This is a genomic window from Bradyrhizobium australafricanum (genome assembly GCF_020329495.1).
GTDB classification, from domain to species: Bacteria; Pseudomonadota; Alphaproteobacteria; order Rhizobiales; family Xanthobacteraceae; genus Bradyrhizobium; species Bradyrhizobium australafricanum.
On record NZ_JAGKJL010000018.1, the window covers coordinates 75315 to 96686 of the forward strand.

Sequence of the window (21372 nt, forward strand, 5' to 3'; positions counted from 1 at the left end):
GTCGTAAAATCGTTAACGCACGCAATCATTAAGCCCCTTGGCCGATCGCTGTCGAAACCCCGATCCGGCCATGGTAAGGGCTGCCCCGAACCACCCTTGGAACCCGCACCGGAACCTGGTCCGGAGCTATTGGACGTCGAGATGACCGAAGCTGCCGCACCACGATCCGCCGCCGGATCCGCCGTCTGGGCGGATGCGCTGCTGGCCTCGTTCGCGCAGGCCGGCTATCAGAGGTCCGAGCCCGCGATCCTGCAGCCGGCCGAGCCGTTCCTCGATCTCTCCGGCGAGGACATCCGCAAGAGCCTGTACCTGACGACCGACCTGAGCGGCGAGGAGCTCTGCCTGCGCCCGGACCTCACGATCCCGGTGGCGCGCGACTACCTCGGCTCTGCCCGCGCCGGCCAGCCCGCCGGCTTCAGCTATCTCGGCCCCGTGTTCCGCTATCGCGGCGGTGCGCCGAGCCAGTTCCTGCAGGCCGGCATCGAATCGTTCGGGCGGCAGGATCGCGCCGCGGCCGACGCCGAGATGCTGGCGCTGGCGCTGGAGGCGACCACGGCGTTCGGGTTGAAGGACGTCGAGATCCGCACCGGCGACGTCGCGCTGTTCAACGCGCTGATCGATGCGCTCGACCTCTATCCGGTGTGGCGGCGCCGGCTGATCAAGGACTTCAACCGCAAGGTCTCGCTGACCGACGACATCGAGCAGCTGACGCTCAAGACCGCGCCGGGCCGCAACGAATATGAGGGCGTGCTCGCCGCGCTGGCCGGCTCCGACCGCAAGGCGGCGCTGGCGCTGGTCACCGATCTGATGTCGATCGCCGGCACCACCAATGTCGGCGGCCGCACGGTGGCCGAGATCGCCGACCGTTTCCTCGAGCAATCGACGCTGAAGGGCGGCGCGCTGCCGCGCGATGCGGTCGCGACCATCAAGCGCTTCCTGGCAATCGCGGGCGATCCCGACGACGCGGTCGCGCAATTGCGCGCGCTGGCTGGCGAGGCCAAGCTGGACCTTGCCGCCGCGATCGACCAGCTCGAGAGCCGGATCGGCTTCATGGCCGCGCGCGGCATCGACATCCGAAAGACCCGGTTCTCCACCGCCTTCGGCCGCGGCCTCGACTATTACACCGGCTTCGAGTTCGAGCTGCACGCCAAGGGCAACGGCGCCGAGCCGCTGGTCGCCGGCGGGCGCTATGACGGGCTGATGACGCAGCTCGGCTCGGCGGCTCCGATCCCCGCGGTCGGCTTCTCGGTCTGGATCGAGGCGATGACCCGGCATGGCCAGGCCACCTCCTTCGGAGCCGCCCAATGAGCACGCCCTTCGTCGTCGCCGTGCCCTCCAAGGGGCGGCTGCAGGAAAACGCCGAAAGCTTCTTCGCCCGCGCCGGGCTGACCTTGTCGAAGGCCGGCGGCGCCCGCGACTATCGCGGCACCATAGCCGGCGTCGACAATGTCGAGATCGCCTATCTCTCGGCGAGCGAGATCGCGGCCAATCTGGCTCGCGGCTCAGTGCATCTCGGTGTCACCGGCGAGGACCTGGTGCGCGAGAGCATTCCCGATGCCGACAAGCGCGTGCTGATGATCGAAGGCCTCGGCTTCGGCTTTGCCAATGTCGTGGTCGCGGTGCCGCAGGCCTGGATCGACGTCCGCACCATGGCCGATCTCGACGACGTCGCAAGCGGCTTCCGCGAGCAGCACAATCACCGCATGCGGGTGGCGACCAAATACATCAATCTGACGCGCGGCTTCTTTGCCAAACACGGCGTCGGCGACTACCGCATCGTCGAAAGCGCCGGCGCCACTGAGGGCGCGCCCGCCGCCGGAACCGCCGAACTGATCGTCGATATCACGACCACCGGGGCGACGCTTGCCGCCAACGGGCTCAAGGTGCTCGACGACGGCGTCATGCTGCGCAGCCAGGCCAATCTGGTGGCGTCCAAGGATGCCGACTGGTCGAAGGGCGCCCGCGAGACCGCGCGCGTGATCCTCGACCATATCGCGGCGCGCGCCCGCGCCAGCAAGTATCGCGAGGTCCGCACCCGCTTCGCCGGCTGCAACGATGCGCTGCTCTCCGAGGCGCATAACCGTTTCGGCGTGGTCGCCCCGTTCGGCGGCCCGACCTCGTCGGGCATGCTTACGCTGCACTGCCCACCGGGCAAGCTCTACGCGCTCGGCAGCTTCCTGCGCGAGCACGGCGCCGAAACCGTGTCGGTGGTGTCGCTGGACTATGTGTTCGACCGCGAGAACCCGCTGTTCGCCAGGCTCGAGGCGTTCCTGCGACAATGAGGCGGCCACGCCGTTCATGTTGGCGACAGCTACCCTGCGGTACCATATTGTGTTCGAGGGATCTCTCGTTTTGACGCGGTTTCTTCGTGCGAGGCGGAAGGCCATTTCGCTCGAACACCCTCTAGTTCTGGAACCTGATCGATGATGCTGGGCTCTGACGTCTCCAGCCTGACCACGACCGCCAAGACCGCCGCCGGGCAGGGTCTGTCGATCGTCGTGCCCGTCTACAACGAGGCGGCCGGGCTTGCTGCGTTGCATGAGCGGCTGATCAACCTCGCCAAGACGCTGCGCGCCCGCTACGGCCTCGCCTGCGAGGTGATCTATGTCGATGACGGCAGCGCGGACAACACGCTGACGATCGCGCGCGGCCTGCCCGCCGACGGGCTCGACCTGCAGGTGGTGTCGCTGTCGCGCAATTTCGGCAAGGAGGCGGCGCTGATGGCCGGCCTCGACCACGCCCGCCGCGGCGCGGTGCTGTTCATGGACGGCGACGGTCAGCATCCGCCGACGCTGGTGGAGCAACTGGTCGCACACTGGATCGATGACGGCTACGACGTGGTCTACACGGCGAAGGCGCATCGCGACAACGAATCGGCCGCGCGGCGGCTGGCCGTGCGCGGCTTCTACGCGCTGATCAATTGGGGCGCCCGGCAGCAGATCCCGGAGGATGCCGGCGACTTCCGCCTGCTGTCGCCGCGCGCGGCCGCGGCGCTGCGGCAATTGCCGGAGCGCAACCGCTTCTTCAAGGGCCTCGCCAGCTGGATCGGCTTCCGGCAGATCCGCGTCGATTACGAGCCGGCACCGCGCGCGCATGGCGTCACCACCTTCAATGCCGGCCGGCTGATCGGTCTGTCGATCGAGGGCCTGACCTCGTTCTCGGTGGCGCCGCTGCGCTTCGCCAGCCTGCTCGGCGCGCTGCTCGCCGGCGTGGCGTTCCTGTTCGGCCTCTCGATCCTGTGGGAAGTGCTGACCACCGGCAAGCAGGTCCCCGGCTATCCGTCGCTGATGATCGGCATGATGACGATCGGCGGCGTGCAGCTGATCATGATCGGCATCGTCGGCGAATATATCGGCAAGATCCTCTCCGAGCTGAAGGCACGGCCGATCTACTTCGTCGCCGAGCACACCGAGAAGCACGCCGACGGCGGCGCGGCGCAAAATGCCTCCGAGCGGACCGCCGCGGAATGAACACCGATACGCCGCGTCGGATCTGGCTGTGTGCTGACGATTATGGCTTGAGCAACGGCGTCAACCGCGCGATCCGCGACCTGATCGAGCGCGGCCGCCTCAATGCGACGTCGGTGATGACGGTGACGCCGGCGATCGGCCGCGATGCGGCCAGCGCACTCACGGCGTCGGTGGCGAACAGCCCGCGCTGCGCGATCGGGCTGCATGTGACGCTGACCGCGCCGTTCCGGCCGCTGACGATGCATTTCCGCCCGCTCGACAGCGACATGTTCCTGCCCTTCCCGCGGCTGCTGCGCGCCGGGCTGATGCATCGGCTCGACGCCGAACTGGTCCATGCCGAGGTGCTGGCGCAGCTCGACGCCTTCCATGATCTGTTCGGCCGCGCACCCGACTTCGTCGACGGTCACCAGCACGCGCAGCTGTTCCCGCAGGTGCGCGACGGCTTCCTGCGCGCCGTGAAGGAGCGCGCGCCCAATGCCTGGGTGCGGCAGTGCGGCCGCGAAGGCCCGCTGGCGCGCCAGCTGGCGGCGCCGAAGGCGCTGGTGCTGAACGTGCTCAGCACGCAATTCCGGATCAAGGCGCAGCGAGCCGGCCTGCGGTTCAATCCGGCCTTCGCCGGCGCCTATGACTTTACGCGCGGCAATGATTTCGCGGCGCTGATGCAGGGCTTCCTCGACGGCATGCCCGAGGACGGGCTCGTGATGTGCCATCCCGGTTTCGTCGACGAAACGCTGAAGAGCCTCGACCCGCTGACGACGCAGCGCGAGACCGAGCATGCCTATCTGGCAGGCGACGATTTCCCCGCGCTGCTGGCCCTGAATAAAGTTACACTGGCCTGATAGGGTTCACGAAAAGCGGCCGGTCGTATTGTCGCATACATAAATTTAATTCTGGCCCCCACTCCTTGCGCCACAAACCCCGTCCTACATCTCGGACGCGCCGATTCGATCGACGCGATGGAGAACGCCATGACACCGCAAGAACGCCAACTGATCGACGATCTCTTCGACCGGCTCGCCAAGCTGGAGAATGCCCCGCGCGACGGCGAGGCCATGTCCGCGATCATGCAGGGCCTGCGCAGCGCGCCGAATGCGGTCTACGCGCTGGTGCAGACCGCGCTGGTGCAGGACGAGGCGCTGAAGCGCGCCCACGACCGGATCCAGGAACTCGAGGCCGCGGTCGGCCAGCAGCAGGGAGCCCAGCAGCAGGGCGGCGGTTTCCTTGATTCGATGCGCGATGCGATCTTCGGCGGACAGGGCCAGCAACATGGTTCGGTGCCGCCGGTGCGGGCGCCCGACATGGGCGGCCGCGATCCGGGCAGCCGCCCGGTCTGGAACTCGGGCCAGGCGATGCAGCAGGCCGGCGGCGGCTATGGCCAGCCTTACGGCCAGCCCGCGCAACCCTACGGCCAGGGCTATGGCGGCCCGCAGCCGCCGGCACTTGGCGGCGCGCCGGGTGGCGGTGGCGGCTCGTTCCTCGGCACAGCGGCGGCGGCCGCGGCCGGCGTGGTCGGCGGCGGACTGTTGCTCTCCAGCATCCGTGGCATGATGGGTGGCGGCAGCCACCAGTCGCTGGCCGATGCCGGCGGCCTCGGTGGCGGGTCGCGCCCCTGGGGCGGCGACCAGTCGTCGAGCGACTTGGCGCGTGACGCCGGGATCAACGATGTCGGCTCCAACCGCGACAGCGGCTCGCGCGCCGGCGCGTTCGACCAGGCGCAGGCCGACCGGGACAGTGACGATGATCAAGACGCCGACGACTTCGACAATGACGACGACGGCTTCGATGGCGGCGGCGACGGTGACGACAGCAACTACGCGTAAACGCGATCGCTGAAACGACAACGGCCGCTCCAATCGAGCGGCCGTTTTGATTCCGTCGTCCCGGCGAAAGCCGGGACCCATAACCACAACCGTGCGGGATTTGACACGGCTGGGGCTACAGCTTCTCTCAGTAACAACCGCCTGTGGTTATGGATCCCGGCTTTCGCCGGGACGACACCATCTTTGGGGCAGCTGCTTCAAAACCAACCTCACATCACGACGACCTTGGCCCCGACATTGACGCGGCCGTAGAGGTCGATGACGTCCTCGTTGCGCATCCGGATGCAGCCGGACGAGACGTTGGTGCCGATCGTCCAGGGCTCGTTGGAGCCGTGGATGCGGTAGAGCGAGGAGCCGAGATACATCGCGCGGGCGCCGAGCGGATTTTCCGGGCCACCTTCCATGTGGCGCGGCAGGTCGGGACGGCGCGCCAGCATTTCCGGCGGCGGCGTCCAGGCCGGCCACTCCTTCTTCGCCGAGATCGTCTTCACACCGGCCCAGGTGAAGCCGGGCCGGCCGACGCCGATGCCGTAGCGCAGCGCGCGGCCGTCGCCCTGCACCAGATAGAGAAACTTGTTCGGCGTATCGACGACGATGGTGCCGGCGCCTTCCATGCCGGAATAGTCGACCAGCTGCTTTTCGTATCTTGGATCGAACGGACGCTGCGCCGGATCGCCCGCGGCCTCTTGCTGCTGCCGGAGCATCTGCTGCTGCGGATCCATCGGCGGCAGCTGACGGTTGCCGTAATAGCCGGGCTGCTGCTGATACATCGGCTGCGGCGAATACCCCTGCGACGACGGCGCATCGCCGAACAGGAATTCGATGAACCCACCGCCCATGTTGGAGCGCTGCGGCTGCACATAGGCCGTGCGCATCGGCGGCTGCGGAGCGCCCTGATTGGCATAGATGACGGCGGGCTCGGCGGGCGCTGCCGCGTCGATCGCCATGGCGTGATGGGGAACGGCAACAAGAGAAGACGCGCCGGCGAGCAGCGCAAGCGTGGTTTTCCTGAACATCGACGTACTCTGTACTGGTTTCGTCGTGACGTGATGCGCGAGGGCGCCGACTCTGCGCCGTTGCACGTGGTCAATAGGCAATGAAAACCGCATCGGTTTGGTAAACGGATCGGCCGTTTCGATTCACCACGTCGGCAGTGGAGCGCGGTTTTCCCTGACAGCGTTTATTTTGCGTGAACGGCGAAGCGACATGGTTAATCGCCGGTATCGCCGCGCTTGCGCGCTATGAGCGCAAACAGTTCCGGCGTGAACCTGACGTTAAATCCGCTCTGTCTAGAACGGACTTCAGTGAAGGGGCGGGAATGAAAATCATGTCAGTGAAGCGCAAGCGTTTTCGTGTCGAGCAGGCGATGGGCGAGGTGGTGATGCCGGAGCCGGATGTTTCCGGCGGCGCAGATCTCGGTCCGATGCATCGCGAGATCATGGCCGAGCTTCGCTCGATCCGCGCCCAGATGGCCGCAGCACCGGCACAGCGCACCGGCGACAGCGTCGATGCCACGGTCGCCCGCGAAGTCGCCGAGACCCACGCGCTGCTCGAGACCTACCGCGCGCAGGTCGAACAGTGCGAGAAGCTCAAGGTCGAGCTCGACCTGATCCACGACGCGATCAGCCGCACCAAGCGCGAGATCGCCGTGCTGCACGGCAAGAGCTTCAACGGCGAGGAGATGGCCAAGGTCAATGGCGAGCTCGGCGCCGTGGTCGGCGGCACCGAACAGGCCACCCAGCAGATCCTCGAGGCGGTGGAGGCGATCGACCAGGCCGCGAGCGCGCTCGCGAACAACGTCACGCCCGACCAGCAGAAGCGGCTCAGCGAAGATATTCAGGAGCGCGTGGTCTCGATCTTCGAGGCCTGCAACTTCCAGGACCTCACCGGCCAGCGCATCAGCAAGGTGATGCAGACGATGAAGTTCATCGAACAGCACATCAACGAGATGATGAACATCTGGGGCGGCGTCGACGCGATCAAGACCCACGTCCCTGCGATCGTCGACACCCGCGAGGGCGATGCCCGCCTGCTCAACGGCCCGAAGCTCGACGGCGACGCCGGCCACGCCTCGCAGGACGACATCGACGCGATGTTCAACTGAAGTTTGTCGGATCAAAACGAAAAACGCCGGCCCTCGGGCCGGCGTTCTTGTTTGCGCGAGCCCACTCAGTAGAGGTCACCAGACACAGCGCCATGCTCGTGCTGTCGTTGCGCCGACTTCACGCACAGACGTACGGCCGCGCGCGGGCGTTGATCTACGTCAACGCGATCCGTCCCTTGCCGCTCATATGTTGGGCCGCGCCTGAAGCGGCGCACCATCTTTTGGCCCGCCCGCGATGAGGAGGATCACCATGCGTCGGACGAACATTGTTCCAGCCAAGTCAGTGACGGTTGCGGGAATAGCCGCGAGCCTCATGTTGGGGATTGCCGGTGTCGCGCTCACTCCAGCACCGGCCAAGGCCGTGGTCTACTGCACGTATGTCGGTTATCCGCAGGGTTGCGTGGCGCGGGCGGGCGTTGTGCTCAGGCCTCGTCCGGTGGCGCGCGCTGCGGTCCGTCACAATGCGGGCGGCAACCTGAATGGCGGCGTCAATCGGGTTGGCGTGCGGCGATAAGGCCGCGTTTTCGGGTCTCCTTCCCTTCTCCCCTTGTGGGAGAAGGTGGCGCGGATGCAATCCGCGCCGGATGAGGGGTTGTCGCCGCCTACTCAAATCTCGAAAGGGTCACTCGCGGAGGAGACCCCTCACCCGGATCGCATCTGACGATGCGATCCGACCTCTCCCACAAGGGGAGAGGTGCACCCCGATGCGGCGCTATCTCATGCTGAAGTAGTTCGCCGTTACGCCCTTGGCGCGCAGCGGACATAGACCATGTTGCCGTAGCGGACCCCGGCGTCCTTGTCGACGAAGCGGGTGATCATGACGCGGCCGTCGAACGAGACGATCTCGCGGTCCTGCTCGCCGGGCGTCGGTCCTGGCGGGCCGATATAGTTCTTGCCGCTCGGGGAACCCTTCAGCCGCAGTTCCTGCGGGGTGGCCTGGTCGGCCAGATGCATGATGACGCCGCCGTTCTGGCCGGCGCCGATCACGTAAGGCTGCTTGCACTGGCCGCGCGCAGCGGCCTCGGTGCGGGCGCGATCGGCGGGATTCTGGAACGAGGCGAGACCCCAGCGGCCGACGATCTCGTCGGCGCGGATGCTTGCGGGCATTTCGGGGGCGACCCCCGGCTCGGCTGGCGCCGGCTCAGGGTTCGACGACAACGACGGCAGGCTCATGCTGCCGCACGCCCCCAAGAGTGTCGTCAGCGCCGAAACAGCCGCGAACCGTGCGACCAATCGCGCGTTGAATGACCTGATCATATGCATCCCCCGACTATGTCCCGGCCGCACCCGTCCCGCAGCCAAGCGTAAAACTTAAGACGGAGCAATGACGTCTGACAAAATTACGTCATCGCTACGATTTGGTTTCTGGTCCACCATCCTATATTGGCCTCACCAAGGCCTTAACCCGTTTGCTTGACAGAAACTGCGCCAAGCCATATTTCCCGGCCCACAATTAGCACTCTCGCACCACGATTGCTAAGAGCGCCGGGCGTCCTGCCCAGCGCCGACCGGGCCGGCATCCAACGCCGGTCCCGATGAACCGGACCTGAAACCGAGCCTCCAAGAGGGAACGTCATGGCTAAATCCACCTTCCGCCCCCTGCACGACCGCGTCGTGGTCAAGCGTATCGATGCCGAGGAGAAATCCAAGGGCGGCATCATCATTCCCGACTCGGCCAAGGAGAAGCCGTCCCAGGGCGAGATCGTCGCCGTCGGCCCGGGTGGCCGCGACGAGGCCGGCAAGCTGATCCCGATCGACCTCAAGGTCGGCGACCGCGTGCTGTTCGGCAAATGGTCGGGCACCGAGGTCAAGCTCGACAACCAGGAACTCCTGATCATGAAGGAGTCCGACATCATGGGCGTGCTGGCGTAAGCGCCACGACCAATTCGAGAGCGCCCACTCTCTCCGCCGTCATTCCCGGACCTGATCCGGGCATCCATCAATCTTCGCAAGATTCTCGCAAGGACGATGGATTGCCGGGTCATCTGGCACGAAGACGCACTTCGTGCTTTTGCCCGGCAATGACGAGCGCAGATGCCGGGCGACCGCATCCAATCATTCCAGGAGTTCAAATCAATGGCTGCCAAGGACGTAAAATTCGCCGGAGAGGCCCGCGACCGCATGCTGCGCGGTGTCGACGTGCTCGCCAACGCCGTGAAGGTGACGCTCGGCCCGAAGGGCCGCAACGTCGTCATCGAGAAGAGCTTCGGCGCTCCCCGCATCACCAAGGACGGCGTCACCGTCGCCAAGGAGATCGAGCTCGACGACAAGTTCGAGAACATGGGTGCGCAGATGCTGCGCGAGGTCGCTTCCAAGACCAACGACACCGCCGGTGACGGCACCACCACCGCGACCGTGCTGGCGCAGGCCATCGTCCGCGAGGGCGCCAAGTCGGTCGCCGCCGGCATGAACCCGATGGACCTCAAGCGCGGCATCGACACCGCGGTCGCGGCCGTGATCAAGGACATCGAAAAGCGCGCCAAGCCGGTCGCCTCCTCGTCCGAAGTCGCCCAGGTCGGCACCATCTCGGCCAATGGCGATGCCGCGATCGGCAAGATGATCGCGCAGGCGATGCAGAAGGTCGGCAACGAGGGCGTGATCACCGTCGAGGAGAACAAGTCGCTCGAGACCGAGGTCGATATCGTCGAGGGCATGAAGTTCGACCGCGGCTACCTCAGCCCCTACTTCATCACCAACGCCGAGAAGATGACCGCCGAGCTCGAGGATGCCTACATCCTGCTGCACGAGAAGAAGCTGTCCGGCCTGCAGTCCATGCTGCCGGTGCTGGAAGCCGTGGTGCAGTCGGGCCGTCCGCTCTTGATCCTCGCCGAGGACGTCGAGGGCGAGGCGCTGGCGACCCTGGTCGTCAACCGCCTGCGCGGCGGGCTCAAAGTCGCCGCCGTCAAGGCGCCAGGCTTCGGCGATCGCCGCAAGGCGATGCTGGAGGACATCGCGATCCTGACCGGCGGTCAGCTGATCTCCGACGACCTCGGCATGAAGCTCGAGAGCGTCACGATCAACATGCTCGGCCGCGCCGGCAAGATCGTGATCGACAAGGAGAACACCACGATCGTCAAGGGCGCCGGCAAGAAGAAGGACATCGACGCCCGCGTTGGCCAGATCAAGGCGCAGATCGAGGAGACCACCTCGGACTACGACCGTGAGAAGCTGCAGGAGCGCCTCGCCAAGCTCGCCGGCGGCGTTGCCGTCATCAAGGTCGGCGGTGCGACCGAGGTCGAGGTCAAGGAGAAGAAGGATCGTGTCGAGGACGCGCTGAACGCGACCCGCGCCGCGGTGCAGGAAGGCATCGTGCCGGGCGGCGGCGTCGCGCTGCTGCGCGCCAAGAAGGCGGTCGGCCGGCTCACCAACCCGAATGCCGACGTCCAGGCCGGCATCAACATCGTGCTCAAGGCGCTCGAAGCTCCGGTCCGCCAGATCTCGGAGAACGCCGGTGTCGAGGGCTCGATCGTGGTCGGCAAGATCCTCGAGAACAAGTCGGAGACCTTCGGCTTCGACGCCCAGACCGAGGACTATGTCGACATGGTCGACAAGGGCATCATCGACCCCGCCAAGGTGGTGCGCACCGCCTTGCAGGACGCCTCCTCCGTGGCCGGTCTGCTCGTGACCACCGAGGCAATGGTCGCCGAACTGCCGAAGGACGCGGCGCCGGCAATGCCGGGCGGCGGCGGCATGGGTGGAATGGGCGGCATGGGCGGCTTCTAAGCCTCCCACATCCCTATCGAGATCGAAGGCCGCCTCCGGGCGGCCTTCTTTTTTGCAGTTTGATTACGATCGGGGGGCAAGGATCATGTGATGTCCCGCGACGCCAAATCACTGACGTCAACGCTCGTGCTGTTCTACGCGATCGGCGCGCTGCTTGCGCTCGGCGCCTATGCCCTGGACAGCATCGATGATCTTGCGGTCGTCTTGACGTTCTGGCTCAGGCAAACGCTGACGTTTGTCGTCCTCGGCGCGGGTTATGGCGTCTATTACGTCATTTCGGGTTCTGCCGGTCATCGTCCAAAAGCGCCGTTGCGATTTCTGGACATCTCGTTTCTGGCCGCTGCTTCCACGCTTGGGGTTGGCATCCTCGTGCACAGCTGAGCGATCCTTGACGCGACGGCCTGACAGTCCGTTACGCGACGCAGATGTCGGACACCGCCACCTTCTGGAACAGGTGCGGCGAGGCTACCGCCGAGGCCGGATAGGCCGAGAGCTTGGCCCTGAACTCGGGGTTCATGAAGGCGGCGCGGAAGGCGGCGGTCGATTCCCAGACCGCGTAGTTCAGATAGGCCGGGCTCTCACCGAGCGCGCGGTGCAGCTGGGTCGAGATGAAGCCCGGCTGCCGCTTCATGATGGCGGCGTCGTCCTGCCAGGCCTTGAGAAACGTGTCCTCGTCGGCCGCATCGAGCGTGAAGAGGTTGACGAGCACGACGTTGCTGGCCTCGACCGCGAGCTGGCGGTCGATCGGGAAAGCGGGGTCCAGGGGGCGCATCTGCGGCATGGTAGGCTCCGTTCGATATGGTGTTATGATGTCATTCCGTACTGATGGATACATATAGAAATTGACATTATGATGTCAATACGTTCATATGGTGACAAATGCCGAATGCAAAGCGAACGCCGGCGGGCGAAGCCCTGAGCACCCTGATTCCCGACCTGTTCAGGCTCAACAGCCTGCTGTTCACATCAGGCGACCGGCTGGTAGCCGGGCTCGGGCTGACCAGCGCGCGCTGGCAGATCCTCGGTGCCATCGTCGCCACAGAGCGCCCGCAACCGGTCGCCTGGCTGGCGCGCGACCTCGGCGCTGCCAGACAGAACGTGCAGCGGATCGTCAACGACCTCGAACGGGACGGGCTCGTCGCCTTCGAGACCAACCCGCATCACCGCCGCGCCCAGCTCGTCGTGCTGACCGCCAAGGGGCGGCAAAGCTTCGACGCGGCCATGCGCCTGCAGCTGCCCTGGGTGAACGGCCTCGCCGACGGGCTGTCGATGAAGGACCTCGAAACCGTGAGCCGGGTCGTGATGGTGCTGCGCGGCCGACTGGAGAGCGGCGAGGAACCTGACGAACGCACATGACCGCGATCGCGGCGCGAGGCCGCCGTTAGGCGGCCTTCTTTTTTGGCCAATGACATGGAGGTTTGCTAGTTACGACGGAACCGATTCTGCCCTTCGAGGACTTATCGTATGCGCGCGCTCCCGCTCCTGCTGCTCGGTCTTGCCGTCACCTCGGCGCCTGCCCTCGCCCAGATGAAGCTGCAATCGAAGGCGGCTCCCGCCAATGGCCCCGAGACGCGCTATTTCACCTCGATCGACGGCCTGATGGACGGCAATGCCGACGTCGTCCTGAAGGAAACCCGCCAGGGCAAGACCGTGACCGCGGCCGTGCTCGACGTCTGCTATCCCGCCGACAAGAGCTCCGACCGCAAGGACCGCTTCGTCGCCAACCTGACCGTCAGCGGCCAGACGCTTTCCGGCACCGCCCAGAGCGTCGCCGACAAGCAGCCGGTCACCGTCAAACTGAACCGCAAGCAAACCGGCGACGGTTTTGAGTTCCGCGGCCAGATCACGATCGGCCAGACCGTGACCGAGGTCGCCTCGACGGACAATTCCGATCTCAGCGAGAAGGAATTCCAGGACAACCAGGCCACCGAGGACGGCATCACGCCGCAGCCGAAGGATTTCACCGACGTTTCGCCGGAATCGATCGGTGTGCGGGTGAAGCTCGATGCGGCGGCGGATTTCCTCAAGAGCCTGAAGGGCGAGGCGGTCGAGATCGGCACCTCCAGCCTCGCGGTGACCTGCGATGCGATGCGCTCCGGCGAGCAGACCATCAACCTCACCGTCGATCCCGAGCACGCGAGCGCACTGCTCGCCAAGACAAAATCGGCGCCCGGCGTGACCGCGGCCGGCTGGACCAGCGGCGTGGTCGAGATGGACCGCACCATCCGTTTTGCCGCCGCCGACTGGCGCGACGGCGACAAGCTCAACCGTGAAAAGCTGGCAAGCGCGATCGCGGGCGTGCTGGCGAAGACGCTTGCCGCAAAGCCCGCCTCGGCGACGTGGAACGCGAACACCGGCAAGCTCAAGCTGGTGCTGAAGCGGCCCAGCACGGTTTACCCGGCACTCGGCCTCACCCAGAATTACGAGATCACTGCCCTGGTCTCACCCGACAAGCCCGGAAGCTCTGACCGGCTGATGCTGTGGGTCTCGAGCCCCACCGTTTCGACATCGGACGACAGCGCCGGCTCCAAGCTCAATCTGTCCGACGATTCCAGCAGCGACGAGGAAGGCAGCGAGACCAGGGACGACAACGGCGCGATCGACGCGCTGCTCAAGGAGTTCAAGGGCCAGCGCTGGGACGCCGACAAGTCGGTGTGGCGGTAAGGCCGCCGCTGTCCTGAGTTAAGCCGCCTGCGTCTTCAGCGGCACGACGTTGTCGCGCGTCTTCGGGGTGGCGTCCGGACCGGACTGAAGCATCCCGTCGCTTCTGACGAACAATTCAGAACGAGGCTCGATCGCGGCGCGATCGAGCAGCGCCCGCAGCTCGGGACGAAGTCCGTCGCCGCGCAGCGCGGCGATCGCATCGAAGTTGCGCATGATGTTCTCCTGCGTGATCGCAATCAGATTCTCGCATTCGTCTTTCGCGAGCCACCCGCTTCCCGATTCCGCGACGACGCTCGAGAAGCCGTGCTAAGCGCCATATCGACACAGCGGAATCTCGTCTGAAACTCGATCGCTCGCCCGATCTGAAATCGGGTGGTGCGAGACACGCCTCCAAATGTTCACTGCGCGCATCGAGAGAGCGCCGGTCGCGATACCGGCAACGCGCAAATGGAGACGAAGAGATGTCAGAGGAAAACAAAAACGTCGTCGGCCGGTGGTTCAAGGAGTTCTGGGGCAACCCCTGGAATCCGCGCATCATCAACGAGCTCGCTACAGCGGACATTGTCGTGCACTACCCGATGCACGAACCGAAGAAGGGCCGCGCCGCGGTCACGCAGTTCATGACCGAATTTCGCGAAGCCTTTCCGGATCTGAATTTCTGGGGCATCGGCGATCTCGTCGCGGAAGGCGATCTCGTCGTCGGCCGCTGGGAAGGCGGCGGCACGCACACAGGACCTGCGTTCAGCGACTTCCGCCTCGGCTCGCTTCCCGCAGCCTCCGGCCGCAAGATGACGTTCGCCGGCACCACCGTGCTGCGCGTGCAGGACGGACGGATCGCCGAAGAGCTCGGACAGGAAGATGCGATCACCGCCATGCTGCAGCTCGGCCTCATTCGTTTGCCCGAAAGCGACGGAGCCGCGTCGCGGCCGGGCGGCGAGCTGCCCGACGGCTGGAACAACATGCCGGGATATCCGGAGGGGCCGCGCTGAGCACGGCCGGAGCATGGCTCCATCGACGATCGCATCATGACTACCCGAACGCGCTTGATGCGCGTTCGGGTAACGCAATCGATCGGCGCGGTGAACTTGAAGGTCTCTAAGCCGCAGGCTTGCTGGAAGCATTCCAATATTTGCTGCGCCGGCATCGCATCTTCCGATGCAGTGCCGGCGCGGTCTCGCCGTCGCAATTTTCGTCAAGACGGGAAGATCAGGCACGTCGTCGTGCCGTGGGCGAGCAACCGGCCCTGCTCGTCGGTGACCCTGCCTTCGGCGGTGCCGATGCGACGGCCGCAATTGAGCACATTGCCTTCCGCTCTGATCGGGCCGGTGTCGGGCGTGATCGGACGCACCAGTGAGATCTTGAACTCGAGTGTGGTCTGGCTGGTGCCGGCATCGAGCGTCGACTGCACCGCAAGCCCCATGCAGCTGTCGAGCAGCGTCGCGGTGAGGCCGCCATGCACGGTGCCCGCCGGATTGAGATGCGCGTCGGTCGGCACCAGCGTGACGACGACGCGGCCGCGCTCGGCCTCGGCGACGTCATAGCCGAGTGTCCGCGCGATGGTGTTGAGCGGCAATGCGCCGCTGGCGAGACCCTGAACGAATGCGAGGCCGCTCATCTTAAGCTTCTGTTCCGCACTGACGGTGCCGTAGCTCTTGGCCATTGCCGATCTCCATCGGGGTTTATTGTATCGCGACGGTTGGCCGCTTGCGCCGCAGCGACGCGGCGGAGCGGCCGTAGAGTTTTGCGAATGCGGCATTCATGCGCCGCGCGCTGGAAAAGCCGGCATGCTGCGCCACCAACGCAAGCGGCAGCTCGCTGCCGTCGATCAGGCGCTTTGCGCGCTGCACGCGCAGCGACAGCGCGACCTGGAGCGGCGAGGCATCGAGATGCTCGGCGAACAGACGCGACAGATGCCGCGCGCCGACGCCGAGCCGCACCGCCAACGCTTCGACATTGCCGCGGTCGAGCGCGCCTTCCTCGATCAGCGCCAGGGCGCGCTCGACGGTGGTCCTGGTGCCTTTCCAGGCCGGGCAGAACGGCGCCGCCTCGGGACGGCAGCGCAGGCAGGGCCTGAAGCCAGCACGCTCGGCCGACGCCGCGCTGCCATAGAACCGCACATTGCGCGCGAGCGGCGTGCGTGCCCGGCAGACCGGGCGGCAATACACACCGGTGGTCTTGACCGCGACGAACACGACGCCGTCCCAGGCCGGGTCGCGGCGCTGAAAGGCTGCATATTGTGCGGCGAAATCGAGCATGCGACCGCTATAGCCCCGCCCGCGCGCCGCGACGACCCGCTTTGCGGGGACGACGTCCGGAAACGACCGCTGGTGCGGAAAATACCCGGGCATCTACGGGGGCCTGCGACCAAAAGACTTCGTGCCGCCGCAGTTCGGTCACCGAAAATTAAGGCTCGATTTAGTTTCGAGGATCATGCTTCGCGCCATCGAACACAGGTCACGCCATGCAAGACCGCGAGCCGATCAACGCTGCGAGCATCTGGCCGACAGATGTGACGGAGGGTCATTCGCCGGCACAGACGGCGGACCTCTGGGATGTCACCGGCGAGAACCACGACGCCGCCCTGCTGCTGCGGGAGCCGTTTGCCGACCGCATCGGCACCGCGCTCTTGGCAGCCACCGCGCTCGCCGCAAGCTTCGTGCTGGGATGGACCGGCGGAGCCAACTGGCACGACCTTGCAGCTCCCGCCCCGGTCCCGGTAGCCCAGAAGGAAGCGCCGGCCCCGCACGTTGCGGAGGTGGCGCCGACCCGAAAGAACGAGGGCCCGCGCCGGGCCGCATCCAACGCCGACCCCGTCGTCACCGGCAGCCTTCCGAGGACCGCGCCGGCAAGCCCGCGTCCGCTCGCCTTGGGCGCCGCGCCGACGACCTTGAATGCACAGGCCGCCGCATTGGGGCCGAAGCAGGCGGCGGCGCCGGAGACGCGGCCGAGCACTATCCCGGGCTGGTCGGTGGTCGAAGTCCGCGACGGCACCGCCGTGCTCGAGGGGCCCGAAGGCGTCAAGATGGCCGCGCGCGGCGACGTCGTGCCCGGCCTCGGACGGGTCGATTCCATCGTGCGCTGGGGCAACCGCTGGATCGTCGCCACCGCAAGCGGACTGATCGCAACGCCCTGAGCGTTTTGTCTTGACGCGTTTCCTTGACGCGAACCGCCGTCCGCTTCGCTTAACGCTTTTAGTTGCTGTTGATCACGAAACGCAGCGACTTGCTGCCGGTGAAGGTCACCTCGTCACCGTGCCGCCGCCAGCCCGTCATGTCGCCGAGCGCCGCCAGCAGATCCTTGTCCGCCTGCGCCCGCTCCGGCGTGCAGGTGCGGTTCTCCATCGCGCCGGGAACGAAGACGATGGTGTTGCCGGCCACCGAAAACTGGCCCTTGCCGCCGTCGCACCACAGCTCGAGGATCACCTCGCCATTGTCGCCGACCTCGATCGAGGGAATCCGCTTGGAGCCCGGCATGCGCGCGGCGTCGAGCGTCATCACGAAGCCGAACGGGAACTCCTCCTCGGCCCGCGCCGGCCCCGCGCCGAGAGCCGCGGCAACCAGCGCCAACGCGGCGATGCCGCCGTTCAAACCTCGCCTCATCGAAACCATGCCAATCCTCGAAATGCGACGCGCAACTGCGGCCCCTTCTATGGGAGCAGAGCGCGATTGACCAGATTGGCATTGCCGGAAGATGTGCTTGAAAAGCAAATCCCCGCGAGCTGTCCGCTCGCGGGGATTCCTGGTTCGCCAAATGCGTCGTGGCGCTATTTCAGCACCAGCATCGTGAACGGATAGACATAGGCCTGCAGGGTCACGAACAAACCGACCAGACACGCCAGCACGATCGAGTGCAGGAACACGTAGCGCAGGATCGAGCCCTCGTGGCCGTACCAGTTGGTCGCGGTCGAGGCGACCACGATCGATTGTGCGTCGATCATCTTGCCCATCACGCCGCCCGAGGAGTTCGCCGCCGCCATCAGGATCGGCGACAGGCCGAGCTGCTCGGAGGTGATCTTCTGCAGATTGCCGAACAGCACGTTCGATGCGGTATCCGATCCGGTCAGCGCCACGCCCAGCCAGCCGAGCAAGGTGCCGAAGAAGGGATAGAGCACGCCGGTCGCCGCGAAGGCGAGGCCGAGCGTGGCGTCGACGCCGGACAGCCGGGTCAGCGTGCCGATCGCCAGCATCGCCGAGATCGTGATCAGCGAGATCGCGCAGATGCGGATGGTGCGGCCATACTCGGCGATCAGCTTGAGCGGCGAGAAGCCCATCAACAGACCCGAGATGATCGCGGCGATCAGCATGCCGGTGCCGGTGAACGACAGATAGGTGAAGCCGAACACGGCGCCTTCCGGAGTCGGCTTGGCAGCCACCGGCGGCACCTTGAAGATCAGCTTGTCGAGCTCGGGGACCGGATAGTTCCAGACGAAGTTGGCGTTCGCCCAGGCCTTGAAGGCACCGTTGCCCCAGATCAGCATCAGGATGCAGACGATGATCCACGGCAGCAGCGCGCTCCACATTTCGCCCTGGGTCAGCGGCGTCTTGTCGAGCGGCGGTGCGGCGGCCATCGTCGCCGCCGATTCATCGCGGCCGCGCAGCGCCGGCGACAGCCAGAGCTGCCGCGGCTGCCAGACCTTCAGGAACAGGATCAGGGCTCCCATCGAGATCAGCGAGGCGCCGATGTCGACGATCCAGGGGTTGATGTAGTTCGAGATCACGAATTGCGGGACCGCAAACGACACGCCGGTGACCAGGATTGCCGGCCATACCTCCTTCATGCCGCGCCAGCCGGCAAACGCCCACACCACCCAGAACGGCACGATCAGCGAGAACAGCGGCAGCTGCCGGCCGACCATCGCGCCGAGGATATACGGGTCGAGCCCGGTGACCGAGGCGAGGCCCTGGATCGGCGTGCCGAGCGCACCGTAGGCAACGGGTGCCGTGTTGGCGATCAGCGACAGGCCGGACGCGGCGAGCGGCGAGAAGCCGAGCCCGATCAGCACCGCGCCGGTGATCGCGACCGGCGTGCCAAACCCGGAGGCGCCCTCGAAGAAGGCGCCGAACGAGAACGCGATCAACAGCAGCTGCAACCGCCGGTCCTCGGTGACGCCGCCGACCGCGCGCTTGAGCAGCTCGAACTTCCCGCACCTCACCGTGACCTGGTAGAGGAAGATGACGTTGAGCACGATCCAGCCGATCGGGAAGAACCCGGTGATCACGCCGAGCAGGGTGGCGCGAATCGACATGTTGGCCGGCATGGTGAAGACGAAGATCGTGATCAGGTTGGTCACGATCACGGCGATGATGGCCGCAATGTGCGCCTTCACCTTGCCGCTGGCGATCAGCACCAGCAGCGTGACCACGGGAATGGCGGCCGCGACCGTTGACAGCGCCGCATTGCCCAGCGGGTTGTAGATTTGATTCCAGGTGTTCATCTCGGGATCCTTCCCACATTTTTATGCAGCGCGCCGGCCTGCATGCGGGCAGGCGCGACTGGTGCGATTGCGGGAGTCCGTCGGAAAAGCTGCAGCCCCGGCTCGCGAATGAACGATCGGTAAGGATCGCTCACATCCTCGCGAAAAATCGAAGGTCCCCCGCCCCTCGCCGTTGTCGTCATGCTAGGATTGACTCGATTGCCGGGACAAGCCAACGCTTGCATGCCAGAACTACGACTTTAGTCGAGGACCACCCCGATTGTCCCGATTCTTCAGGCCTTTGCGGCCCCTTCCCCGGAGACGATAATCTGTGAACAACATTCGCTCGACGCTCGCGACGGTGTGGCGCATCGCCTCGCCTTATTTCAACTCCGAGGACAAATGGGCCGGCCGGGGGCTGCTTGCGGCGGTCATCGCGATCGAACTGGCGATCGTGGGCATCAACGTTCTGATCACGCAGTGGAACAACCGCTTCTACAACGCGCTGCAGGAACGCAATTGGGATTCCTTCGTCAGCGAGATCATCTATTTCTGCGTCGTCGTCGCGTTCTTCATCCTGCTGGCGGTCTACCAGCTCTACCTCAATCAATGGCTGCAGATCCGCTGGCGGCAATGGATGACCACACACTATCTCGGGGACTGGCTGCATCAGGCCAATCACTACCGGATGCAGCTCCAGGGCGACGCTGCCGACAACCCCGACCAGCGCATGACCGACGACGTCAAGCTGTTCGTCGATCGCACGCTCACGCTCGGCCTCGGCCTGTTGAGCTCGGTCGTCACGCTGGCGTCCTTTCTCACCCTGCTGTGGGGCCTTTCCAATGAGGCGCCGCTGCATTTGTTCGGTACGGAGTATTCAATTCCCGGCTACCTTGTCTGGTGCGCGCTGATCTACTCGGTGCTCGGCACCGTGCTGACCCATCTGATCGGCTGGCCGCTGGTCGGCATCGATTTCAAGCAGCAGCAATATGAAGCCGATTTCCGCTTCAACCTGGTGCGCGTGCGGGAAAACTCCGAGCAGATCGCGCTGCTGCAGGGCGAACCGGCCGAGCGCGAGCGCCTGCGCGTTCGCTTCGGACGCGTGGTGGAGAACTGGATCGCCCTGATGAACCGGACCAAGAAGATCACGGCGTTCACGGCGAGCTATAATCAGGCCTCGGTGATCTTCCCCTATGTGCTGGTGGCGCCGGCCTACTTTGCGCAAAAGATCCAGCTCGGCGGCATGATGCAGACCGCATCGGCGTTTTCGAACGTCCAGGGCGCGTTCTCGTACTTCGTCACCATCTATCGTCAACTGGCCGAATGGCAGGCCGTGGTGAACCGGCTCGATGGATTCGAGGCAGGGATCGCGGCGGCATCCAAGCTCGCCAAGCGCGACGAGCGAATTCATGTCACGGCGACGCCCGGCGGCGGCGCCGTCAGCCTGCAGGACCTGGTGCTGCGGCTGCCCGACGGAACGCCGCTGCTGAACGCGGACCGGTTCGGCTTCCGCAAGGGCGAGCGCACGCTCATGACCGGCCCCTCCGGCGCCGGCAAGTCGACACTGTTCCGCGCGATCGCCGGGATCTGGCCGTTCGGCGACGGCGCGGTCGAGATCCCGGCCAATGCCAGCCTGATGATGCTGCCGCAACGTCCCTATCTGCCGATCGGCTCGCTGCATGACGCCGTCGTCTATCCGGGCGAGGCCAGGCAATTCGATGCGGGACGGGTCCGCGAGGTTCTCACCGCCGTCGGACTGCCGCAGCTTGCATCGCGGCTCGAGGAACAGGCGCATTGGAACCGGATGCTGTCGCTCGGCGAGCAGCAGCGGCTCGGCATCGCGCGGGCGCTGCTGCATGCGCCGCAGTTCCTGTTCCTGGACGAGGCGACGGCCTCGCTCGACGAGCCGTCGGAAGCCGCGCTGTATAGGCTGATTGCCGAGAAGCTTCCCGGCACCACGGTGGTTTCGATCGGCCACCGCTCGACGCTCGACACCTTCCATCAGCGCAATGTCACGCTGGTCCGCGACGGCGACCGCTTCACCCTGCGCGACGCGGTCAAGGTCGCCGCGTCGTAGCGGCATCATGGGTCAGCCGCGGCCACGGATTGCGGCTTACCCCAGCGGCAGCCCACAGGTCTTGCGAGCGCCTTCGTTATTGTCCGCCCTGTGCCGATCAG

At 65.7% G+C, this 21372-nt stretch carries 23 protein-coding genes; 15 read left to right on the plus strand and 8 right to left on the minus strand.

The genetic code is table 11. The features are described from left to right. The first annotated feature begins 141 nt into the window (after positions 1 to 141). From J6525_RS17975 to J6525_RS17995, 5 genes are all read left to right on the plus strand, one after another. Complete coding sequence (locus tag J6525_RS17975) at positions 142 to 1308, plus strand: ATP phosphoribosyltransferase regulatory subunit (RefSeq protein ID WP_225645640.1); 1167 nt, start codon at positions 142 to 144, stop codon at positions 1306 to 1308. Further along, positions 1305 to 2282 carry an ATP phosphoribosyltransferase gene (gene hisG, locus J6525_RS17980; RefSeq protein WP_092086859.1) on the plus strand — a complete coding sequence of 326 codons (978 nt, stop codon included), beginning with the start codon at positions 1305 to 1307 and terminating at the stop codon, positions 2280 to 2282. The genes J6525_RS17975 and hisG overlap by 4 nt, the downstream gene beginning before the upstream one ends. Before the next feature lie 141 nt (positions 2283 to 2423). Next, complete coding sequence (locus J6525_RS17985) at positions 2424 to 3470, plus strand: glycosyltransferase family 2 protein (RefSeq protein WP_225645641.1); 1047 nt, start codon at positions 2424 to 2426, stop codon at positions 3468 to 3470. Continuing rightward, on the plus strand, positions 3467 to 4309 hold the full coding sequence (locus J6525_RS17990; RefSeq protein ID WP_225645642.1) for a ChbG/HpnK family deacetylase: 843 nt from the start codon (positions 3467 to 3469) through the stop codon (positions 4307 to 4309). The genes J6525_RS17985 and J6525_RS17990 overlap by 4 nt, the downstream gene beginning before the upstream one ends. Before the next feature lie 129 nt (positions 4310 to 4438). Beyond that, positions 4439 to 5290 (plus strand): DUF2076 domain-containing protein, encoded by an 852-nt coding sequence (locus tag J6525_RS17995; protein ID WP_225645643.1) that lies wholly within the window; start codon positions 4439 to 4441, stop codon positions 5288 to 5290. 209 nt (positions 5291 to 5499) lie between these two features. On the opposite strand, the gene J6525_RS18000 is transcribed toward J6525_RS17995, so the two are convergent. Beyond that, a complete protein-coding gene (locus J6525_RS18000) occupies positions 5500 to 6306 on the minus strand; it encodes a L,D-transpeptidase (protein ID WP_225645644.1) in 807 nt (268 codons plus the stop codon). Positions 6307 to 6617: 311 nt separating this feature from the next. Here J6525_RS18000 and J6525_RS18005 point away from each other — a divergent pair, with 311 nt between their 5' ends. Together J6525_RS18005 and J6525_RS18010 are read left to right on the plus strand one after the other, a co-directional pair. Next, positions 6618 to 7394 (plus strand): protein phosphatase CheZ, encoded by a 777-nt coding sequence (locus J6525_RS18005; protein ID WP_225645689.1) that lies wholly within the window; start codon positions 6618 to 6620, stop codon positions 7392 to 7394. A 235-nt stretch (positions 7395 to 7629) separates the two neighbouring features. Further along, the gene (locus J6525_RS18010) at positions 7630 to 7908 is read left to right on the plus strand and encodes a hypothetical protein (RefSeq protein WP_092086845.1); all 279 of its coding nucleotides are present in this window, start codon (positions 7630 to 7632) and stop codon (positions 7906 to 7908) included. A 224-nt stretch (positions 7909 to 8132) separates the two neighbouring features. Here the strand turns inward: J6525_RS18010 and J6525_RS18015 are convergent, their stop codons facing one another. Beyond that, positions 8133 to 8651: a hypothetical protein gene (locus tag J6525_RS18015; RefSeq protein ID WP_026192247.1), complete on the minus strand. Its 519-nt coding sequence runs from the start codon at positions 8649 to 8651 to the stop codon at positions 8133 to 8135. 318 nt (positions 8652 to 8969) lie between these two features. On the opposite strand from J6525_RS18015, the gene J6525_RS18020 reads away from it, so the two are divergent. The 3 genes from J6525_RS18020 (at position 8970) to J6525_RS18030 (ending at position 11498) form a co-directional block, all read left to right on the plus strand. After that, complete coding sequence (locus J6525_RS18020) at positions 8970 to 9266, plus strand: co-chaperone GroES (RefSeq protein WP_018269780.1); 297 nt, start codon at positions 8970 to 8972, stop codon at positions 9264 to 9266. Positions 9267 to 9470: 204 nt separating this feature from the next. Then, entirely contained in the window at positions 9471 to 11117 is a 1647-nt protein-coding gene (gene groL, locus J6525_RS18025) for a chaperonin GroEL (RefSeq protein ID WP_038388056.1), read from the plus strand. Positions 11118 to 11207: 90 nt separating this feature from the next. After that, positions 11208 to 11498: a hypothetical protein gene (locus tag J6525_RS18030; RefSeq protein ID WP_092086841.1), complete on the plus strand. Its 291-nt coding sequence runs from the start codon at positions 11208 to 11210 to the stop codon at positions 11496 to 11498. A gap of 31 nt (positions 11499 to 11529) precedes the next feature. Here the strand turns inward: J6525_RS18030 and J6525_RS18035 are convergent, their stop codons facing one another. Then, a complete protein-coding gene (locus J6525_RS18035) occupies positions 11530 to 11898 on the minus strand; it encodes an antibiotic biosynthesis monooxygenase family protein (RefSeq protein ID WP_225645646.1) in 369 nt (122 codons plus the stop codon). 98 nt (positions 11899 to 11996) lie between these two features. On the opposite strand from J6525_RS18035, the gene J6525_RS18040 reads away from it, so the two are divergent. Both J6525_RS18040 and J6525_RS18045 read left to right on the plus strand, forming a co-directional pair. After that, entirely contained in the window at positions 11997 to 12473 is a 477-nt protein-coding gene (locus J6525_RS18040) for a MarR family winged helix-turn-helix transcriptional regulator (protein ID WP_225645647.1), read from the plus strand. A 108-nt stretch (positions 12474 to 12581) separates the two neighbouring features. Further along, positions 12582 to 13781 (plus strand): hypothetical protein, encoded by a 1200-nt coding sequence (locus tag J6525_RS18045; protein WP_225645648.1) that lies wholly within the window; start codon positions 12582 to 12584, stop codon positions 13779 to 13781. Positions 13782 to 13799: 18 nt separating this feature from the next. Here the strand turns inward: J6525_RS18045 and J6525_RS18050 are convergent, their stop codons facing one another. After that, positions 13800 to 13994: a hypothetical protein gene (locus J6525_RS18050; RefSeq protein WP_092086830.1), complete on the minus strand. Its 195-nt coding sequence runs from the start codon at positions 13992 to 13994 to the stop codon at positions 13800 to 13802. Positions 13995 to 14242: 248 nt separating this feature from the next. On the opposite strand from J6525_RS18050, the gene J6525_RS18055 reads away from it, so the two are divergent. Further along, complete coding sequence (locus J6525_RS18055; protein ID WP_312009804.1) at positions 14243 to 14770, plus strand: ester cyclase; 528 nt, start codon at positions 14243 to 14245, stop codon at positions 14768 to 14770. Between the two features lie 203 nt (positions 14771 to 14973). On the opposite strand, the gene J6525_RS18060 is transcribed toward J6525_RS18055, so the two are convergent. Then, positions 14974 to 15441, minus strand: coding sequence for a PaaI family thioesterase (locus J6525_RS18060; RefSeq protein WP_057018094.1), 468 nt, complete (start codon positions 15439 to 15441; stop codon positions 14974 to 14976). A 19-nt stretch (positions 15442 to 15460) separates the two neighbouring features. Further along, on the minus strand, positions 15461 to 16036 hold the full coding sequence (locus J6525_RS18065; RefSeq protein ID WP_225645690.1) for a bifunctional transcriptional activator/DNA repair enzyme AdaA: 576 nt from the start codon (positions 16034 to 16036) through the stop codon (positions 15461 to 15463). Between the two features lie 206 nt (positions 16037 to 16242). On the opposite strand from J6525_RS18065, the gene J6525_RS18070 reads away from it, so the two are divergent. Then, positions 16243 to 16914 (plus strand): hypothetical protein, encoded by a 672-nt coding sequence (locus tag J6525_RS18070; protein WP_225645649.1) that lies wholly within the window; start codon positions 16243 to 16245, stop codon positions 16912 to 16914. A gap of 58 nt (positions 16915 to 16972) precedes the next feature. On the opposite strand, the gene J6525_RS18075 is transcribed toward J6525_RS18070, so the two are convergent. Further along, positions 16973 to 17389: an META domain-containing protein gene (locus J6525_RS18075; protein ID WP_076827544.1), complete on the minus strand. Its 417-nt coding sequence runs from the start codon at positions 17387 to 17389 to the stop codon at positions 16973 to 16975. Positions 17390 to 17544: 155 nt separating this feature from the next. Continuing rightward, the gene (locus J6525_RS18080; RefSeq protein WP_038380167.1) at positions 17545 to 19215 is read right to left on the minus strand and encodes an L-lactate permease; all 1671 of its coding nucleotides are present in this window, start codon (positions 19213 to 19215) and stop codon (positions 17545 to 17547) included. A gap of 310 nt (positions 19216 to 19525) precedes the next feature. Here J6525_RS18080 and J6525_RS18085 point away from each other — a divergent pair, with 310 nt between their 5' ends. After that, positions 19526 to 21271 (plus strand): ABC transporter ATP-binding protein/permease, encoded by a 1746-nt coding sequence (locus J6525_RS18085; protein WP_225645650.1) that lies wholly within the window; start codon positions 19526 to 19528, stop codon positions 21269 to 21271. Positions 21272 to 21372 lie beyond the last annotated feature (101 nt).